The organism is Nocardia amamiensis NBRC 102102 (assembly GCF_001612745.1).
GTDB lineage: Bacteria > Actinomycetota > Actinomycetes > Mycobacteriales > Mycobacteriaceae > Nocardia > Nocardia amamiensis.
In genome coordinates this window covers 25,849-39,758 of the sequence record NZ_BDBA01000055.1, presented here as the reverse complement: position 1 = coordinate 39,758, position 13,910 = coordinate 25,849, and the positions used below count along the sequence as shown (strand labels likewise).

General features: G+C 64.9%; 20 protein-coding genes. 11 read left to right on the top strand and 9 right to left on the bottom strand.

Annotated features, from left to right (window positions below; genetic code table 11):
• On the top strand, window positions 1-663 hold a 663-nt coding region (locus NA4_RS13075; RefSeq protein WP_169811026.1), incomplete at its 5' end, for an acyl-CoA dehydrogenase C-terminal domain-containing protein.
• 365 nt (window positions 664-1,028) lie between these two features.
• Entirely contained in the window at window positions 1,029-3,380 is a 2,352-nt protein-coding gene (locus tag NA4_RS13070; protein WP_067469300.1) for an arylsulfatase, read from the top strand.
• Window positions 3,381-3,396: 16 nt separating this feature from the next.
• Here the strand turns inward: NA4_RS13070 and NA4_RS13065 are convergent, their stop codons facing one another.
• Window positions 3,397-3,702, bottom strand: a complete 306-nt coding sequence (locus NA4_RS13065) for a hypothetical protein (RefSeq protein ID WP_067469297.1) — start codon at window positions 3,700-3,702, stop codon at window positions 3,397-3,399.
• 163 nt (window positions 3,703-3,865) lie between these two features.
• On the opposite strand from NA4_RS13065, the gene NA4_RS39060 reads away from it, so the two are divergent.
• Both NA4_RS39060 and NA4_RS13055 read left to right on the top strand, forming a co-directional pair.
• Complete coding sequence (locus NA4_RS39060) at window positions 3,866-4,264, top strand: hypothetical protein (protein ID WP_169811025.1); 399 nt, start codon at window positions 3,866-3,868, stop codon at window positions 4,262-4,264.
• 187 nt (window positions 4,265-4,451) lie between these two features.
• Window positions 4,452-4,925 carry a PPOX class F420-dependent oxidoreductase gene (locus NA4_RS13055; RefSeq protein WP_245671318.1) on the top strand — a complete coding sequence of 158 codons (474 nt, stop codon included), beginning with the start codon at window positions 4,452-4,454 and terminating at the stop codon, window positions 4,923-4,925.
• 461 nt (window positions 4,926-5,386) lie between these two features.
• On the opposite strand, the gene NA4_RS13050 is transcribed toward NA4_RS13055, so the two are convergent.
• Genes NA4_RS13050 through NA4_RS43245 form a run of 5 tightly spaced genes read right to left on the bottom strand, consistent with a single transcriptional unit; the run spans window position 5,387 to window position 8,095 of the window.
• Entirely contained in the window at window positions 5,387-6,187 is an 801-nt protein-coding gene (locus tag NA4_RS13050) for a class I SAM-dependent methyltransferase (protein ID WP_067469292.1), read from the bottom strand.
• Window positions 6,187-6,420, bottom strand: coding sequence for a hypothetical protein (locus NA4_RS13045; RefSeq protein ID WP_067469289.1), 234 nt, complete (start codon window positions 6,418-6,420; stop codon window positions 6,187-6,189). The genes NA4_RS13050 and NA4_RS13045 overlap by 1 nt, the downstream gene beginning before the upstream one ends.
• Window positions 6,421-6,439: 19 nt before the next feature.
• Window positions 6,440-7,375 carry a hydroxymethylbilane synthase gene (gene hemC, locus NA4_RS13040; RefSeq protein WP_067469285.1) on the bottom strand — a complete coding sequence of 312 codons (936 nt, stop codon included), beginning with the start codon at window positions 7,373-7,375 and terminating at the stop codon, window positions 6,440-6,442.
• Between the two features lie 10 nt (window positions 7,376-7,385).
• Window positions 7,386-7,967: an O-methyltransferase gene (locus tag NA4_RS13035; RefSeq protein ID WP_067469283.1), complete on the bottom strand. Its 582-nt coding sequence runs from the start codon at window positions 7,965-7,967 to the stop codon at window positions 7,386-7,388.
• Window positions 7,964-8,095: a hypothetical protein gene (locus NA4_RS43245; RefSeq protein ID WP_281180011.1), complete on the bottom strand. Its 132-nt coding sequence runs from the start codon at window positions 8,093-8,095 to the stop codon at window positions 7,964-7,966. The genes NA4_RS13035 and NA4_RS43245 overlap by 4 nt, the downstream gene beginning before the upstream one ends.
• On the opposite strand from NA4_RS43245, the gene NA4_RS40295 reads away from it, so the two are divergent.
• Both NA4_RS40295 and NA4_RS43240 read left to right on the top strand, forming a co-directional pair.
• A complete protein-coding gene (locus tag NA4_RS40295; protein WP_307188580.1) occupies window positions 8,053-8,511 on the top strand; it encodes an enolase C-terminal domain-like protein in 459 nt (152 codons plus the stop codon). The two genes, NA4_RS43245 and NA4_RS40295, sit on opposite strands and share 43 nt — an antisense overlap.
• Before the next feature lie 462 nt (window positions 8,512-8,973).
• Window positions 8,974-9,099 carry a hypothetical protein gene (locus tag NA4_RS43240; protein ID WP_281180010.1) on the top strand — a complete coding sequence of 42 codons (126 nt, stop codon included), beginning with the start codon at window positions 8,974-8,976 and terminating at the stop codon, window positions 9,097-9,099.
• Between the two features lie 59 nt (window positions 9,100-9,158).
• On the opposite strand, the gene NA4_RS13025 is transcribed toward NA4_RS43240, so the two are convergent.
• Both NA4_RS13025 and NA4_RS44100 read right to left on the bottom strand, forming a co-directional pair.
• On the bottom strand, window positions 9,159-9,743 hold the full coding sequence (locus NA4_RS13025; protein ID WP_067469282.1) for a GNAT family N-acetyltransferase: 585 nt from the start codon (window positions 9,741-9,743) through the stop codon (window positions 9,159-9,161).
• Entirely contained in the window at window positions 9,740-11,032 is a 1,293-nt protein-coding gene (locus NA4_RS44100; protein ID WP_507763396.1) for a helix-turn-helix domain-containing protein, read from the bottom strand. The genes NA4_RS13025 and NA4_RS44100 overlap by 4 nt, the downstream gene beginning before the upstream one ends.
• A 259-nt stretch (window positions 11,033-11,291) precedes the next feature.
• Here NA4_RS44100 and NA4_RS13015 point away from each other — a divergent pair, with 259 nt between their 5' ends.
• The 5 genes from NA4_RS13015 (at window position 11,292) to NA4_RS12995 (ending at window position 13,191) form a co-directional block, all read left to right on the top strand.
• Window positions 11,292-11,588: a hypothetical protein gene (locus NA4_RS13015; protein WP_067469279.1), complete on the top strand. Its 297-nt coding sequence runs from the start codon at window positions 11,292-11,294 to the stop codon at window positions 11,586-11,588.
• Window positions 11,585-11,767: a hypothetical protein gene (locus tag NA4_RS13010; protein ID WP_067469276.1), complete on the top strand. Its 183-nt coding sequence runs from the start codon at window positions 11,585-11,587 to the stop codon at window positions 11,765-11,767. Before NA4_RS13015 ends, NA4_RS13010 begins: the two co-directional genes overlap by 4 nt.
• Window positions 11,764-12,105: a hypothetical protein gene (locus tag NA4_RS13005; protein WP_157128976.1), complete on the top strand. Its 342-nt coding sequence runs from the start codon at window positions 11,764-11,766 to the stop codon at window positions 12,103-12,105. Before NA4_RS13010 ends, NA4_RS13005 begins: the two co-directional genes overlap by 4 nt.
• Window positions 12,106-12,229: 124 nt before the next feature.
• Window positions 12,230-12,667, top strand: coding sequence for a hypothetical protein (locus NA4_RS13000; protein WP_067469270.1), 438 nt, complete (start codon window positions 12,230-12,232; stop codon window positions 12,665-12,667).
• Between the two features lie 23 nt (window positions 12,668-12,690).
• Complete coding sequence (locus NA4_RS12995; RefSeq protein WP_067469267.1) at window positions 12,691-13,191, top strand: hypothetical protein; 501 nt, start codon at window positions 12,691-12,693, stop codon at window positions 13,189-13,191.
• Between the two features lie 96 nt (window positions 13,192-13,287).
• Here NA4_RS12995 and NA4_RS12990 read toward each other — a convergent pair whose 3' ends face one another.
• Complete coding sequence (locus tag NA4_RS12990; protein ID WP_218022295.1) at window positions 13,288-13,674, bottom strand: HIT family protein; 387 nt, start codon at window positions 13,672-13,674, stop codon at window positions 13,288-13,290.
• Window positions 13,675-13,910 lie beyond the last annotated feature (236 nt).

Genomic DNA, 13,910 nt, shown 5'->3' with positions numbered 1-13,910 from the left:
GCCGCCCGCGTCAACGATCTGCTGCTGCCGATCGTCAAGGGCGTCGGTTCCGAGCGGGCCTACCAGTACCTGACCGAGTCGCTGCAGACCCTGGGTGGTTCCGGCTTCCTGCAGGACTACCCGATCGAGCAGTACATCCGGGACGCGAAGATCGACTCGCTGTACGAGGGCACCACCGCCATCCAGGCGCAGGACTTCTTCTTCCGCAAGATCGCCCGCGACCGCGGCGTCGCGCTGGCCCACGTCGCCGGAAAGATCCGCGACACGGCGCAATCCCCCACCGGCAACGGCCGCCTGAAGGCCGAGAAGGTGCTGCTGGCCACCGCGCTCGAAGACGTCCAGGACATGGCGGCGCGCCTCACCCAGCATCTGCTCGCGGCGCAGGAACAGCCCGCGGAGCTGTACAAGATCGGGCTCAACTCGGTGCGGTTCCTGCTCGCCGTCGGCGACCTGCTGGTCGCGTGGCGGCTGATCGTCGCCGCCGAGATCGCCCTCGCCGCACTCGATTCCGGCGCCGAAGAGCAGGACCGTGCGTTCTACCAAGGCAAGGTCGCGGTCGCGTCCTTCTTCGCGAAGACCGTCCTGCCGCATCTGAGCGCCGAATGGTCGATCATCTCCGATGTCGACACCAGCGTCATGGAGCTCGACGAAGCAGCGTTCTGACATCACTGCCTGATCCGACGGGGAAACCCGTCCCCGGCGCTTACCGTTGCCGCGGCCGGCTCACCACTGGCCGCGGCAACGGACATCGCGGGTGCTTCTTCGTTCGCCGAACAGCCGCGCTACTGGTCGTCTAACATTCCACTGTGCCGTCGCAGTAGCGGATGGGTGCGATGTTTCTCCCCCGAGGCGGCATTTCGTGGCCCGGTCCTGCACATTCCGGAGCCATCGACGATGAAGGTTGCCTGCGCTTCAGAGCAAGAATTCCAGCACTTCACCGAGCTGAACTATCTCGTTGACGCGACCGCACCGTGTGCATCGCTGTTCGGACAACAAAGTTCCATCCGGCAGGACGGAGGACCGAGGAGATGGCACTCGAGGAGTACCGGCCGGGAACGGCTTTTCCCGGCGTCATCGGGCGAACGATCGATGTGTCGAGTCCCGCGTGGCCCGAACCGGTGCGCGCGGTCCCGGGGGCACCGAACCTGCTGTTCATCGTGCTCGACGACACCGGCTTCGGTCAGCTCGGCTGCTATGGCAGTCCCATCTCCACACCGCATATGGACGGCCTGGCGGCGGGTGGACTGCTGTACAACAACATGCACACGACGGCGCTGTGCTCACCGTCGCGCTCGTGCATCATCACCGGGCGCAACCACCATGCCAATGCGATGGCGGGCATCACGGAGATAGCCACGGGATATCCGGGATACAACGGCAACATTCCGTTCGAGAACGGATTCCTCTCCGAGATGTTGCTGCAGCACGGCTACAACACCTACATGGTCGGCAAGTGGCACCTGGTGCCATCGGAGCAGGAATCGGCTGCCGGTCCCTATGATCGCTGGCCGCTCGGCCGCGGTTTCGAGCGGTTCTACGGCTTCCTCGGCGGCGACACCAGCCAGTGGTATCCGGACCTCGTCTACGACAACCACCAGGTCGAGCCGCCCGCGACCCCCGAAGAGGGCTACCACCTGACCGCGGATCTGGTCGACAAGGCGATCTCGTTCATCGCCAGCGCCAAGCAGGTCGCCCCGGACAAGCCGTTCTTCTTGAACTTCTGCACCGGGGCGACCCACGCACCGCACCATGTGCCGAAGGAGTGGGCGGATCGCTACCGAGGCAAATTCGATGACGGCTGGGACGCCTACCGCGAGTACACCTTCGAGCGCCAAATCCAGCTCGGCGTCATACCACCGGACGCCCGGCTCTCCCGCCGCGACCCGGATGTGCCGGAGTGGAACTCGCTGTCGCCTGACGCGCGTCGGCTCGCCGCGCGAATGATGGAGGTCTACGCCGGATTCGTCTCCCACACCGACCACCACATCGGACGATTGCTGGAGTTCCTCGAGCAATCCGGCGAGTTCGACAACACGCTGATCATGCTCGTCTCCGACAACGGAGCCAGCGCCGAGGGCGGTGTCACGGGGACCACGAACGAGCTGCAGTTCTTCAACAACGCTCCGGAACCGCTGGAGGACAGTCTCCGAGCCATCGACGAACTCGGCGGCCCGACCACGTTCAACCACTACCCGTGGGGCTGGACCTGGGCGGGCAACACGCCCTTCCGGCGATGGAAGCGCGAGACATACCGCGGTGGCGTCAGCGATCCGTTCCTGGTCCATTGGCCTCGGGGTATCACGGCGCAAGGTGAGGTGCGAACCCAGTACGCGCATGTGATCGACATAGTTCCGACGGTCCTCGACGCGTTCGGAATCGAACCACCGGCCGCCATCAGAGGCGTGTCCCAGTCCCCGCTGCACGGTGTCAGCTTCGCCCATACGTTCGACGACGCGACCGCGGCGACCCGGCACCACACGCAGTACTTCGAAATGCTCGGCCACCGCGCGATCGACCACCACGGTTGGCGTGCCGTGTGCCCGTGGCCCGGGCCCTCCTTCGCCGAGGCGGGCCAACCCTTCGGCAGCCCCATCACCGCGGACGATCTCGGCAAGCTGGACGCCGACCACTGGGAGCTGTACCACATCGCCGAGGACTTCGCCGAGACCAGCGACCTCGCCGCCGAGCACCGCGACAAGCTCATCGAAATGATCTCACTGTGGTACGTGGAAGCCGGCCGATACGACGTGCTGCCCATCGACGGCAGCGGGCTGCAAAGGCTGCTCGTGGAGCGCCCGCAGATCACCCCGGCCCAGACCAGTTACACGCTGCGGCCGGGCACCGAGACGCTGCCCGCCGCCGTCTCGCCACGGGTGTTGAACCGCCCGCACAGCGTCACCGCCGATGTCGAGATCCCGCCCGGCGGCGCCGAAGGCGTCCTGCTCTGCCAGGGCACCAACGCCGGCGGCTGGTCGTTCTTCGTCAAGGACGGCCGATTGCACTACGCTCACAACTACGTTCGGCGCACCACCCACCGAGTCTCCGCCACGGAGATCGTTCCCGAAGGCCGCCACGAACTGCGCTTCGAATTCGAACCCACCGGTGCGCCCGACTTCGCCAACGGCAAAGGCACACCGGGCCGCGCTCGGCTCTACATCGACCGCGGTCTGGTCGCCGAGGCCGACTTCCCGTTCATCACTCCGGTCGCTTTCAACCCCGGCGGGATGACCTGCGGCGCCAACCCGGGCTCGGCCGTGACGCCCGACTACCAACCGCCTTTCCGGTTCAGCGGCACACTGCACACCGTCGTCGTGGACCTCTCCGGAGAGCTGATCACCGACATCCACAGCGAGATGCGCATGCACATGGCGCGGCAGTAGGGCGCGTCGGACACCTTTACACGACCGAGGTGCGGGCGAGATTCCGCCCAGCGGCAAGGCCGGCGCGATGCGTCCTCTGGACAGCCGCCAGCCGCGCTTGAATTTCGGGGAGCGAGGCTCGCCGGTCCACCCCCATCTGCGCCGCCCGCATCACATCCGCCGCGAGCTTGGTATCCATACGCTCGATGGTGTGGATCATCCAGCGCAGCTCCGCGCCCTCCCGATGGAACAGTCTCGCGAGCACATAGGGAGTTCGCTCACCCAAAGACACTTTGAGACGGCCCGCGGCTTCCCGCCAGGCCATGGCCAAGATATCGGTCACAGAACCGGACCCGCGTCGCGAATATTATTCGGGCTGGGTAAATCTGGTTCGGCACCGTGCACCAGGTCGACCCGCCAAATGGATCCGTACCTGCCCACGCCGTCACCGCACCTTCCCAACCGGATCCATACTTGTGCGTCGTCTGGAGACCGGAATTCTCCAAGTGAGTGGTCTTACACGCGATGGCGTGCAGCTCATCACCAGGATCCGGTGGCGTACCGGGGCCGGTTCACCGGGGCGGGACATCCCGTCGCAGTACGAGTCGCGGCGGGCGATCTACGCACTGTTCCGGCGCTGGCAGCGCGCCGGGGCCTGGGTGTTCATCCTGAAGATGCTGCAGGCCTTCGCCGATGCCGCTGGCCGCATCGCCTGGCACGTGAGCGTGGATTCCACGATCGTGCGCGTTCATCAGCCCGCCGGCCGCCGCCACGGTAACCAGCAAGCCGAACCATCCGGCGGATGCCACGACGAGCCAGCCGACCACGCGTTCGGGCACTCACGAGGCGGGTGGCTGGCGTGGGTCAGGTTCTCGAGTCGCCTCACCTGTCGGTGGCCTAGGTGAGAATCCGTCCATGCGCGACAACATCGTGTTGACGGGATTCACCCGGAAGGACCAGCACACCATCGAAAGCTGCTCCGAAGACCGCGGCGTGCAGTCCAGCCGGTTCGAGGCAACGCCCGGTTAGTAGCGCTGCAGGGACTCGATATCGGTACTTCAACGGCCCCGGATCCACAACAGCAAGGAGAGAATGATGGCGGAGATCATCCGCGACGCGGCGAACGACGTCGACAGCATCAACAGGCTCACGGGGAGCAGAAAGACACGGGCTGCCGAGATCCCCGACAGCCACATCGACCTGCTCGACAAGAAGAGCTTCGCGCATTTCTCGTCGCTCGGGCCGGACGGCGAGCCGCAGTCACACCCTGTGTGGTACGACGCAGCGGGCGGACAGCTGCTCATCTCTACCGGCACCGACCGGCAAAAGTACCGCAATATTCAGCGGGACCCGCGGGTATCGGTCTCGATCCTCGACCCCGAAAACCCTTACCGCTATCTGGAAGTGCGCGGCCGTGTAGTCGAGATCGAGCCGGACCCTCAGAAAGCGTTCCTTGACCAGTTGGCGCGCAAGTACCTTGATCAAAACACCTACCCCTACGAGGAGAGACGAAGCGTCGAGCGGGTAATCATCCACATCCAGCCCGATCACGTTGTGGCGGGCTGAGCCTTCGATCGACCTCGGCAACGCCGGACATCCTCGTCTACGGAATCAATCATCTCCGATGACGACCAGATCATCGCCGACCACGACTGATCGCTGCCATCAACCATTAGCTCCGAGACGAGTGAGGGCGAGCACCAGCCCGCCCTCACTCCACTTCGAAACACTGTCGAACAGCGACCTGCCAACTCGGACAGCCTATTCACGGCCGGTGAAGTAGGTGGCCAGACGCTCGGTCAGCGGCGTCCGGGCGGTCGTGCAAACGGGCCTACGCTGCGAGGCGTGTGCGGCGATCGGGATCGGCTAGCAGCAGAACAGGCGCCACAGCCTCCGGCGCTCTGCTGAGTGGCGTTGCGCGCTTGACGTGCAACGCCACTCACCCGGAAACGGGGCGAGTCAGCTGTCTGTCGTCCTGACGGCTCAGAATCCCCCAGCTCGTCCGTGGGTGATCTTTGCTGCGGCAGTCAGCGAGCGCGGGTTGCGATCAATACTTCGATGCCGAGGGGTTCGGTCGCCACACCGGAGGGGTATCGACCCAGCAGCGCAGCGCGCAGTTCGGCGGCAAATGCCGCGCAACGTTCCTCGGAACCGAATTGGGCTGGGTTGGAATAGGAGTAGGAGAATTGCAGCCCGATGATCGCGTCGACATCCCGGTCGATGCTCCATTCCCACCGGAGAACGTCGACATCGTGGAACGGTGAATGAACCAGAACCTCGTAGTGACCTTCCTCGGAGCGGTGGTAGGTGCCGGACCCAGCGCGGCGGCGCGGGCCTAAGTACTTGGCGCGGACCGATGTAACGACGTCGTCCCACGGTGGAACGGCGGCGTTGGCGAACAGTTCTCCGGTGACAACGACCACCGCACCCTGCGGTCGGATTCGGGTGTCGAGGTCGGACAGCAGCGCGGCGCGGTCGGTCCAATGGAACGACTTGCCCATGACGACCAGGTCCAGCGGCGGCAGATTCAACGCATCGAGATGGTAGGAGTCGCCGCGCATCCACTCGATATTGCGGCTATCCGTCGCCCGTTGCTCCCCTTCTTTCAGCATGTCGGGGTCGGGGTCGACGGCGAACACCGTGGCCACCGCAGGGGCGAGCGGTATCGCGATCTGTCCAGTGCCGCAGCCTAAATCGAGGACGTGCTGAGTGCCGTTCAGCCCGAACCGGTCCCGAAGCTCGGCGAAGAACTCCGGTGGGTAGCCAGGGCGGTACAGGGCATAGTAGGGCGCGGCGCCGTGGAACAGCTCGTCAGGTCTGTACTGCATCAGTCGGCAACACCTGCCGAGTTCGCCAGTGACCGCAGGCTGGTGTCGACCCGACGTTGTTGTTGCGCTGTCGTCCGAATCGTGGCCTTGACCGTCAGAGAGGCACGGAAGTGCTCCGGGCTGGCGGCGCGAGACTCGTACAGTGCGTCGATTGCCGAGTCCGGGTCGCCTGCCAACAGGTACGCGCGAGCGGAATCGAGCCAGAAATATCGCCGCTCTTCGTCGCGGCCCACTCCATTCTCTCCGTCGCCGTCATCGACAGAACGGGATGGCGTCGATGATCGCGCGCGCACCCTGACGCAACAAGTCCGCGCCGACAAAGAACCCCAATGCCTCCGGCTCCTCTCCGACGCCCCAGTGGTGGGAATCGAGCCACTGCGAGCCGTTGGCACTGAACACGCGCCCGCGCAACGATATTCGGCCAGTGGGCTCGATGGCGGCGTATCCGGCGATCGGTGAGTTGCAGTGGCCCTGCAACGCGTGCAGCATGGCCCGTTCTGCGGTGGCTTGTTGGTGAGTGCTGGGATCATCGAGCCGTGCCGCGTGGTCGAGTAGTTCGGTGTCGTCGCCGCGGCATTGCAGGGCAATGATGCCCGCCCCCACGGGCGGGCACATCGTTTCGAGGTCAAGTGTTTCGGTGATCCGGTGCTGTTGTCCGACCCGGTGCAGACCAGACACGGCCGCGATCAGAACGTCGACGTGCCCCGCCTCCAGGCGGGCAAGTCGAGTGTTCACGTTGCCGCGCAGCGGCTTGATCGTCAGGTGCGGGTAGTGCAGGTGGAGTTGCGCGGTGCGGCGTACCGAACTGGTGCCCACCACCGTTCCCTCGCCCAGCTCCATGAGTGGCGCGCCGGTGCGGGTGATGACAGCGTCGTGGATGTCCCCGCGCGGCAGGAACCCGGCGAAGGCGAGGCCTGCGGGCACAGGAATATCACCGGGAATGTCTTTGAGGCAGTGCACTGCCAGGTCGGCTTCGCCGTCGAGAAGGGCGCGGTCGATTTCCTTGACGAACGCGCCCTTCCCCCCGAGCTTGGACAAGTCGCCCATCCAGCGATCACCAGCCGTGGTCACCTTGACCAGCTCACTACCGACGCCGAACCCCGCGAGCAAGGTGGCGACTTGTTCGGCCTGAGCCAGGGCCATCGGACTCGATCGGGTGGCTATCCGGATGATGCGCGAACGCGACATGGCGGCGACTCTACACCTGGGCCCGTGCAGCGATGATTATGCCGCTGTCCCATGACAACCGGGCCACGTGCAAGCCATCCTCGTCTCCGATCTCTGCCAGGAAGCGGTCGACGCGTGGTTGATGGTCGTTCGGCCAGGTTGCTTGCGGTAGCAGGTCGTCCACAACGTACAGTCCTCCCGGCGCCAGGTGATCGATGAGCAAGCCTCGTTGTGCGAATTTCCCTGGGCGGCAGTCGATAAACACGAGGTCGAACCACGTGCCGTAGTAGCTGTCAAGCCAGCCCTGAGCATCAGCGCAATGCAGTGTCGCCCGGTGGTCACGCATCAGCACGCCCTGGGCAATCGCGCATGTGACGGCGTCGGACTCGACCGTGTCCAGTCGGGCGTCCTGGCTCATCCCCGACAGCAGCCACGCCGCCCCGACGCCTGTGCCGGTGCCGAGTTCGAGGATCCTGCCGTCGGGTTTGCTGGCAGCCAACATCCGCAGTAACGCGCCGGTCCGGTTGGTGCACGACATTCCGAACTGAGCCGCTTGCGCGGCATCCTGTGCGGACCGCACAAGCGGAGGGACCATGGCAGGCTCATCGATCATTCCGAGCCGTCCTGGGTCAGCAGGCGGGCGAGTCGGAGCGCGTCGTAGGTCATGATCAGGTCCGCGCCCGCCCGCTTCAGCGATCGTGCGTACTCCAGGAGGAGAACATCAGGGGCGTCCGCGAACAAGCGGGACTCACCGGGACATCGACACCGCCATCTCCCACATCCGCCAACTCGACAAAGCCGCCAGCGGCCTCGAATACGTCGAACAACCATGCCGCACAATCGAAGAACTGGCCGCAGTCTGCCGCCAAGTCGAGGTGCGCATCGCCGCCGAAAAATCTATCCGCCGCGCCGAAGACCCCCTACGCGTCGCGGTCGCAGGCGCCGCCGACATCGCCGTGATCAAATGCACCCCGCTCGGCGGCGTACGGCGCTCCCTGCAAGTCGCCGAAGCAGCCGGACTGCCCTGTGTAGTCTCCTCAGCCCTGGAAACCAGCGTCGGCCTCGCAGCGCAACTCGCCCCTGGCCGGAGCCCTGCCCCGAACTCGACTACGCCTGCGGGCTCGGCACCCTGTCCCTACTCGAAGGCGACATCGTGACCGACACCCGCTCGTTTCGCCCGGTCGACGGCTACCTCCCGGTCCTGCGCACACCACCCACACCCGATCCGGCACTGCTCGAGGCGTACGAACTCACCGAACCGAAACAATCAGCCTGGTGGCGAGATCGACTCACCCGCGTCCGCGCCGTACTCGACAACATCAGCCCCCAGCTGACGCGCCGCCGGAACTACTTGCCGCCGATCGTCACCCACGACAGGTGGGTGGCGTGCTATGCAACGCCACCCACCTGGCTTCGTCGGCCCAGCGATCGGAATGGGTTAGTTGTCGGTCGACCTGACGGCGTAGACCTCGTACAGTTCTGTTCCGGCCAGGCTCGGGTCCTGTCGTGTTCACGCGGACAGTCCGTGTAGGCGCAATAGTTCGCAGAACTGCGCCAGTCGGTCGTCGCGGTCGTGGACCTCGGCGACGACGGCGCGGATACGTGGCCAGTCCGCTTCCGTGACGCCCGACTACCAACCGCCTTTCCGGTTCAGCGGCACACTGCACACCGTCGTCGTTGACCTCTCCGGAGAGCTGATCACCGACATCCACAGCGAGATGCGCATGCACATGGCGCGGCAGTAGGGCAACCGCTCGGTCGGTAGAACCTCCCCCGCCTCGGTGTGCGGGGTCGGTCCGGCGACCTACCGTGCGTCGCCTGGTAGCTCGCGCATCAGCACATCGAACTGTGGGGCGTCCGGCCAGGATGGGCGCAGCCATCCGACCCTATTCCAGCCCCATCGCCGATAACGTTCGTAGGCGCGCTTGTTGTCCGCTTCGACGAGCAGTGTCGCGCGCTGTTCGGTTCTGGAGCTGAGCAATTCGTCATGCAGAGCGCGTGCGATGCCCTGGCCGGCATGCTCTGCGCACACCATGATCTCGCTGAGCCCGAATGTGCGTGTGCCGTCCTCGGTTGTGAACTGCTCGAGGTCGCCGCTGTCGAGATGCAATCCTGTCCACCATAGCGCGTTCGGGGGTAGCGGCCAGCCCCAGATTTGGCCTGCGGGCTTACCGCCGACTCGCGCAAGCACATACGCGAATCCGCTGTTACGGGGATCAGTGTAGGAATCGAACCGGCGCATGAACTCCGAGGGCGAGTCGAACGGATCTCCGGAGGCGATGGCATCGACATATGAACGGCGGTAGATATCCTCGACCATCTGGCGTCGGGAACGTGCTTCGGCAGCGGTGCAATGTTCGAATTCCAGCCCCTTCGGCGAGCCGGTCATGCGGTGATCGCTTTCTGACTCAGGGAGTCGTACAGGTCGCGGAAATCCGCACCGGCGGGCAGTCGATCGACCGCTGTCCGAACCGGCTCGAGCCGACGCAGTGTGCGTGTCGACGCGATGGCGGACAGGTCCATCAATGCCGGGTATCCATGCTCGAGTGCGCCACTGATATCGCCGAGACCAGCCCTGGTCGCGGCCGACCATGCGCGGACGATTGTGGCGTTACGCATTCCAGCGGGTCGGTCTACGGCAGCCGCGTACAACTCGACAGATCGACTCAGCTCACCCAGGTCAGCGTAGCCGCGGGCCTCGGCTGACGCGACTTCCGAGTGAGTCACGAATCGCAGCCATTGCGGAACCTCCTCCAGCGGCTGGAACTGCATGGCCTGGTCCAACTCACGCCATGCTGTCGCAATAGCGCGGGTGAACGCCATCCGGTCGCCAAGCAGACCGTACGCCTGCGCGTCACGAACGGCGATCAACGCATGGATTCGACCTGGTGGGCGACCGCGCACAAGGTCACGGGCACGATCGGCCAGTTGCAGCACCTTGTAAGGGCTGCCGCCTAGGCCGGCACGCGCAAGAGCACAAGACTGATTCGCCGCAGTCAAGCAGGTGTGCGCGATGAGATCATTGTCGTTGGCCTCGGTACCGAGCGCCATCGCGTCAGCAAAGCACCGGCGCGCAAGCGGGTGCCGATCGGCGTCGAAGGCCAGCCACCCGGCTTGCACCGCAAGCTCCCCGGTCGCCCCGGTGAAGGCATTCCCGGTGGAGGTATCGAATGCACCGGTTTCGAGCCGGTCTATGGCGTGCGCCAGCTTCTCGACGGCAAGATCAACCAACTGGGCTCCGCCTCTGCGCTGATCCTCCTGAATGAGTGCATCGACACCGGCCAAGAGCCGATGGACGTCGCCCATGCCGATTCGGCCGGGACTTTCGGGGATGAAGATCGTGACAGCTCCGGCCGTAGCCAACTTGCCGAACTCACGCCGCTTCACGTCGTCCTCGACTTCCCACGCAGCAGTCCCGAGATCACTTGTCTGCGGTGGCTCGTCTGCGCCCGAGACCGCAGTGCCGCTGAGAACAGGATGCCCGTCCAGGAGCGAAGATGCACTCGCGAGAGCAGCCCGGAACCGTTCGAGCTGGCTGGCGTCGAGTCGGCCGAGTTGCTCGTCGAGCGCGGCTGCTGACTTGCGCACGACCGGACGATCGGCCGATGTCTTCTGTTCCCACTTCTGGATGGTCTCGACGCTGAACCCGAGGATCTCGGCAAACTCCTCCTGCGTCATTCGCAGGGCAGCCGTGCGCAGCGCTCGAACCTCGGTTCTCGTCCATTTCTCGATGACGATCATCGGCCACCCCCCTTGTCCCGCACCTGCAACAGTCGGTACGGGAACAGTACAGCCTCTGTACGAGATTCGTGCCTTGGATCACATGCCGAACACGGTGAAGCTAGAGGAACCCCGCCGCCGGACGGACGCAGTGCCGCTCATCGGCTCCCCGGCGGCGGATTCCTACTAGAACACAACGCGCACAAGGGGTATCGAGATGCCCGCGGAACTCACAGTCATCGTAGTCATCGGATCAGTATTCCTGATCGCCTGGCTGATCACCGGCGCCCTCCATCGGCATGGCCCTGCCGACACGAGTGTCGACGACGATGGCACCAAATGCCTAGCCCACGACCCACACGCCGCACCGGCACGCCCCTACGCGGTGGATGAGGCTCATTGGATCACGCAGGAGCACATCGACTGTGACGCGATCTCCTGCGCCGCGAAAGGTGCCGCGATCCGCGTGCTCACCGAAGCCGGACGCATGAAGCCTGGGAGGGACGTCCGGTGATCGCCGTAGCCACAGCAGAAACGCGGGCCCGCTGGGAGATCACCGTCGCCGACTGCACCCTGACACCCGCTGTCGAGGGCATGGAGCATGCCCGCTACCTGCTGTCCGCACACTCCGGCCACGGCGGCTGCGAACAGTACATGACCGCCCTCGCCTACGGGTCGGTGGTGTGCGCATGATCAACGACAACCACCTGGGCTTCCTGCAATCCAACGACGGCACATGGTCTGTCGTGGGCCCGGACGGATGGCCGATCGAAATCCGCTCCTACGACAAGCCGGAAGACATGACGCGAGCCCTCGGCGTGCCCACGATTGATGTCGAAGCCGTCACGGTCACCGACACCGAGAGGTCATCAGACGGTTTGCCGCAGCGTACACCGTTCATCGGGCCACCGGTTGCCGGATTCGGGCAGCCAGCCGAACTGGTCCGGCTATTTGCAAGAGCCGTGCGCGAATGGGCGGGAGCGTACGACGCGGACCACCACGCCTACAACGTCGCCGAGCCGCCGCGCTGAAAACCATGCAGGGGTCCCGAAAGGACGAGCTGGATGCCCTGATCGAGGAGCCGATTTCCTCGATTGCGGGTGTTGGAGGGACCAGCCCTCAACAACCCGGACATTGCCGGAACAGAAGGAACCAATGATCATCGCCACGGCGATCCGCACCGCTGCGCTCACCAGCACGCTGTTGCTCGGCACAGCCACCATCGCCCACGCCGACGCCCACACCGCGAAGGACGATGTGGTGTGCTTCCCGCACGCTATCGAACCGCGCAAGAACGGCCACAACTCGATTGCGTCGATTTCGTACGGGTTCAAGGTGCACTGCACCGGTCGGCCCTCGCTGCGCAGCGTCACCACCAAGCTCTGGCGGTACGATGCCTCGGACGGAAAACGGTACTTGCACGCCGAACGCACCGACGCCTCGACCGCCCCCGACGTGGAAACGCTGTACTCCGCGTCATGTTCGAACGCGGGAATCCTGTACGGCTTCCATACGCAGGTGATCGTCAACGCGTTCAACGGCAACTGGGACCACGGCGGCGACAACAGCGCCACCATCTCCGCGATCTGCTGACATTACAGGGAAGGGGACAGCCAATGGACGCTCTGGACCATCCAGCGGTCACCGTGGCGCTCGATGCCCTCGCGGACGCTGACCGGGACCTCACCCCGGTCAGCGTCGTCATCCGCGACGACATCGCCGCTGTCGTCATCGACGGCAACCAGGGCCGGTACATCGTGTTCGTTCACCCCGACGGTGACCAGTGGGCGACGCACGGAACCATGTTCGGCGCACCCCGGCCGTCTGGGCCTCGGAACGACCGCACCTCGAGCTGGGAGCCGTTGCAGCGACTCGGCACACGGTTCCGTTCCGCCAATGCCGACCAGTCCGGCGAAGGCTGGTTCGCGGTGATCGGCCGCGCCGCCCACGACGCGGTATGCCTGACGGTGAGTTCCTCGCTGGAGAAGCAGGTCGTACCGATCGCAGCGGATGGTTTGGCGTTTGCGGTCATCCGCGCCTACGGCAGCGACGAACCGCACATCACCGTGACGACCCGCGACGGGCGGGCGATCGCAGTCGCGCCAATCGCGGCGTGATACGAAGTCCGACGGCAACTAGAACTTCCAGTTGTGGCATGTCCGAGCCGTTTGGCGGCATTGCGGAGTCCGCAGTGACCTGCCGACTCGGACAAGCTATTCACGGCCGGTGAAGTAGGTGGCCAGACGCCCGGTCAGCAATCTCAATGCCGAGGCGTCGATACGTGGTCCATCGGGCCAGGAATCGACATCGAACCAGTGCAGCGTTTCCGGCATGCCGTCAGCCCGGGCGAACACATGCTGGTGGAAATGCGTGACGCTGCGACCGGCGACCGCGGAGAAGACGAACTCGGGTGAAAGTTCGCGCCGTAACGCATACGCGGCGCGGCGAACCGCCCATCCGACCGCAGATGCCTCGGCGTCAGTCAGATCCGCCAACGTCGGTGCATGCCGCCTGGTCTCGACGAACAGATACCCCGGAACCGGCCTGCCCTCGGTCAGCGGTCGATGCGTCACCACTACCAACTCGTCGGCAAAGATCACCGGACCGACGAGACGGCCGACACCTCGATGCTTGTCACAGATCAGACACGCACTCCCCACTCCGCAACACTACCGCTCAGCTACTACCACACGAGTCGACCGCAGCCACTTTGGAACACGGGCTAGCAGGCTGCCGAGCACACTACTCACGCGAGCTGATCCACGGCGTCCGGACGGTCATGCAAACGGTCCTGCTCTGCGATGCGTGTGCGGCGATCGGGATCGGCCAGCAGCAG

Coding starts and splice junctions, on each gene's coding strand:
- NA4_RS13070 (WP_067469300.1), top strand. CDS start 1,029: ATGGCACTCGAGGAGTACCGGCCGGGAACGGCTTTTCCCGGCGTCATC.
- NA4_RS13055 (WP_245671318.1), top strand. CDS start 4,452: ATGATGGCGGAGATCATCCGCGACGCGGCGAACGACGTCGACAGCATC.
- NA4_RS13050 (WP_067469292.1), bottom strand. CDS start 6,187: ATGCAGTACAGACCTGACGAGCTGTTCCACGGCGCCGCGCCCTACTAT.
- hemC (WP_067469285.1), bottom strand. CDS start 7,375: ATGTCGCGTTCGCGCATCATCCGGATAGCCACCCGATCGAGTCCGATG.
- NA4_RS13035 (WP_067469283.1), bottom strand. CDS start 7,967: ATGATCGATGAGCCTGCCATGGTCCCTCCGCTTGTGCGGTCCGCACAG.
- NA4_RS13025 (WP_067469282.1), bottom strand. CDS start 9,743: ATGACCGGCTCGCCGAAGGGGCTGGAATTCGAACATTGCACCGCTGCC.
- NA4_RS44100 (WP_507763396.1), bottom strand. CDS start 11,032: ATGACGCAGGAGGAGTTTGCCGAGATCCTCGGGTTCAGCGTCGAGACC.
- NA4_RS13015 (WP_067469279.1), top strand. CDS start 11,292: ATGCCCGCGGAACTCACAGTCATCGTAGTCATCGGATCAGTATTCCTG.
- NA4_RS13005 (WP_157128976.1), top strand. CDS start 11,764: ATGATCAACGACAACCACCTGGGCTTCCTGCAATCCAACGACGGCACA.
- NA4_RS13000 (WP_067469270.1), top strand. CDS start 12,230: ATGATCATCGCCACGGCGATCCGCACCGCTGCGCTCACCAGCACGCTG.
- NA4_RS12995 (WP_067469267.1), top strand. CDS start 12,691: ATGGACGCTCTGGACCATCCAGCGGTCACCGTGGCGCTCGATGCCCTC.